Annotated in this window: 6 protein-coding genes; all 6 read left to right on the forward strand. The window is 32.2% G+C overall.

Annotated elements, in window-relative coordinates; translation table 11 throughout:
• Positions 1-200 precede the first annotated feature (200 nt).
• The 6 genes from P0N36_RS14935 (at position 201) to P0N36_RS14960 (ending at position 2,370) form a co-directional block, all read left to right on the forward strand.
• Positions 201-476: a type II toxin-antitoxin system Phd/YefM family antitoxin gene (locus tag P0N36_RS14935; protein WP_275843671.1), complete on the forward strand. Its 276-nt coding sequence runs from the start codon at positions 201-203 to the stop codon at positions 474-476.
• 2 nt (positions 477-478) lie between these two features.
• Positions 479-823, forward strand: a complete 345-nt coding sequence (locus tag P0N36_RS14940) for a type II toxin-antitoxin system RelE family toxin (protein WP_275843672.1) — start codon at positions 479-481, stop codon at positions 821-823.
• Between the two features lie 185 nt (positions 824-1,008).
• A complete protein-coding gene (locus tag P0N36_RS14945; protein ID WP_275843673.1) occupies positions 1,009-1,275 on the forward strand; it encodes a DUF4160 domain-containing protein in 267 nt (88 codons plus the stop codon).
• Between the two features lie 11 nt (positions 1,276-1,286).
• The gene (locus tag P0N36_RS14950; RefSeq protein WP_275843674.1) at positions 1,287-1,541 is read left to right on the forward strand and encodes a DUF2442 domain-containing protein; all 255 of its coding nucleotides are present in this window, start codon (positions 1,287-1,289) and stop codon (positions 1,539-1,541) included.
• 195 nt (positions 1,542-1,736) lie between these two features.
• On the forward strand, positions 1,737-2,048 hold the full coding sequence (locus P0N36_RS14955) for a type II toxin-antitoxin system RelB/DinJ family antitoxin (RefSeq protein ID WP_275843675.1): 312 nt from the start codon (positions 1,737-1,739) through the stop codon (positions 2,046-2,048).
• Positions 2,038-2,370 carry a type II toxin-antitoxin system RelE/ParE family toxin gene (locus P0N36_RS14960; protein ID WP_275843676.1) on the forward strand — a complete coding sequence of 111 codons (333 nt, stop codon included), beginning with the start codon at positions 2,038-2,040 and terminating at the stop codon, positions 2,368-2,370. The genes P0N36_RS14955 and P0N36_RS14960 overlap by 11 nt, the downstream gene beginning before the upstream one ends.
• The last annotated feature ends 258 nt before the right edge of the window (positions 2,371-2,628 follow it).

Here is a 2,628-nt window from a genome sequence, read left to right on the forward strand (position 1 = left end):
ATGGAGAATATAATTGCTGTATTCGATAGAGCAACTAAGTACATTAGGAACTATTTTTAGATATTTCCATTGGAGATCTCTTTTCTCTTATTGAAAGCTTCGCTTATATAAAGGCACTTTATAATGAACATTATTTCGCATTATATATTGACTTTTATTAACTTTTGTGTTAATATTTAATATATAAAGGAGGGAATATTATGATAGCTGAAAGCTTTGAAAACATAGTAATACCTATTACTGATTTTAAAAAACATATTGGTAAATATCTAAAAGAACTCACAAACGCCAAAATACTTCTCAACCATAACAAACCTTCCGCTGTAATTGTACCTTACGAGCAATTTAAAGCTATGGAAAGTATTGTAGAAAAACAATTGGACTTAGAGTTGATTAAAGTAATGGAACAACGACTTAATGATCCAAATACTAAATATGTTGATAGTGATGAATTTTTTGAAAGTCTTGGTGTTTAAAGATGCAAGGTTATAAGATTATTTGGGCTGAAAGTGTTCAAAAGGATATCAAAAAATTAAAACTAACGAAAGTTCAAATATCTAATCTAAGAGACAAAGCAAACAAGATAGCACAAAATCCTTTGCCTAAAGCGAGAGGTGGTTATGGTGAGCCTTTAGCAAGAGAGCTTAAAGATTATCTAAAGTTTAGATTTGATGGTGATTATCGGGTAGGATACAAATTAAAAGAAGAAAATGGTGTTATGATCATTGTTATAGTTGGTTTGAGAAAAGATAGTAATATTTACAAAGAGTTAGAAAAAAGAATTAGCAACCACAGGGACGGTTCTTCCGGCTCAATGGCGTAACAAAAGTTAATACAGTATAACAGAGACCCGTTAGTCATGAATTTGGCTAGCGGGTCTTTTTGCTTTGAAAGTGATATTTCGCGCATAAATGCTTGGGTAGGGTTGAGATGGAATGTTCTAATAGAGTATGTTATAATTATGCTGAAGGAAGAATATTACTATGATATTTTGAAAGAGGTGACAATATGCCAACGATAAGTATGTTTTATGGCATAATAATTAGAATGTTTTGTGCTCCAGAAGAACATAATCCTCCCCATTTTCATGCTTACTACGCAGAATATAAAGCAATTATTGATATAAAAACCTGTGAATTAAAAGAAGGATATTTACCCCAAAAGCAGCATAAACTTGTTTTAGCATGGGCAGAACTTCATCAAGAAGAGTTGATGGCAAACTGGGAAATAGCTATGAATAGCGAACTTCCTTTTAAGATTGATCCATTAAAATAGGAGGTGTAATTATGTATCTTGCTGTTACCAATGTTAAGCCTTTAAGCGATTATCAGTTACTTATAACTTTTGATAATAGTGAAAAAAGATTATTTGATATGAAACCTTACTTAGATAAAGGTATTTATAGAGAGCTGAAAGATGAAAGTAAATTCAAATCGGTTAGGGTTTCTTTTGATAGTATTGAATGGTGTAATGAAGCAGATATTGATCCGGAATTCTTGTATGAGAAAAGCTCTGAATATGTATTTGAAAAGGCTGAGTGAAACCAGAGCAACCAGAGGGACAGTTCTTGCGGTTTGATGGCGTAAAAAAATAATACAGTATGATAGAGTCCTGTTAGTCATTTTGAGGCCTTAACCTATTGTAACTATTCCTGTTGAATAATACATAATATGCTTAAGTATTGCATATAGCAATACAAAGTGATATGATATAAATACCAATAGGAGGCGATATGTATGGCTAAAACTACAAGTATTTTTGCTCGTGTTGAGCCGGAAATAAAAGAACAAGCAGAAATGGTGTTAAATAAACTGGGCATACCAATGTCAAATGCGGTTAATATTTTTTTGAGGCAGGTTATTTTACAAAATGGACTACCTTTTGATGTTAAAGTTACAAAGAATAGACCTCTTGAGTATGGAGATTTAAAAATGGAAGAGTTTGACACTGAAATAGAAAAAGGGTTTAATGACTTAAGGGCAGGCAGGGTTGTATCTGCAGATAAGGTAGCTGAGCGAATCACTAAGGAATATGGGCATGAGTTATAAGATTGTTTATACCGAAGAATCAGAGAAGGACCTTGTAAATGTCTACAGTTATATTGCAATGGATTTATTAGTGCCAGAAACTGCGAAAAATCAAATCAATAGAATCATGAAAGCAATTAAGGATTTAGATGCATTGCTTTTTCGACATAAACTATACCAAAACAAACCATGGCATAGTAAAGGATTGAGAGTTCTTCCGGTTGATAACTATCTTGTGTTTTATACAGTCATTAAAGAAAAAAATACGGTGGCAATAATAAGAATAATGTATGTTGGTCGAAATATAGATTTGCAATTATCAAACACACAAAAAATGGATTAAACACTATACTGCTAATGTTCGGGTTATACTTGTTAATCCCTATAGCACTATATTACAGAGACAGTTCTTGCGGTTTGGTGGCGTAACAAAAGTAAATACAGTATAATAGAAATCTGTTAGTCACTAATTGATAGCGGATTCTTTTTATAGGCATTGAACTTTGACAGATTCGAGGTAGTATGATAATATAAATATGTAATACATTGTAGCACACATTGTGCGAAGGAGGCATGAAAATGAGTACAATTTCAATAAGAC

The organism is Petrocella sp. FN5 (assembly GCF_029210395.1).
GTDB lineage: Bacteria > Bacillota > Clostridia > Lachnospirales > Vallitaleaceae > Petrocella.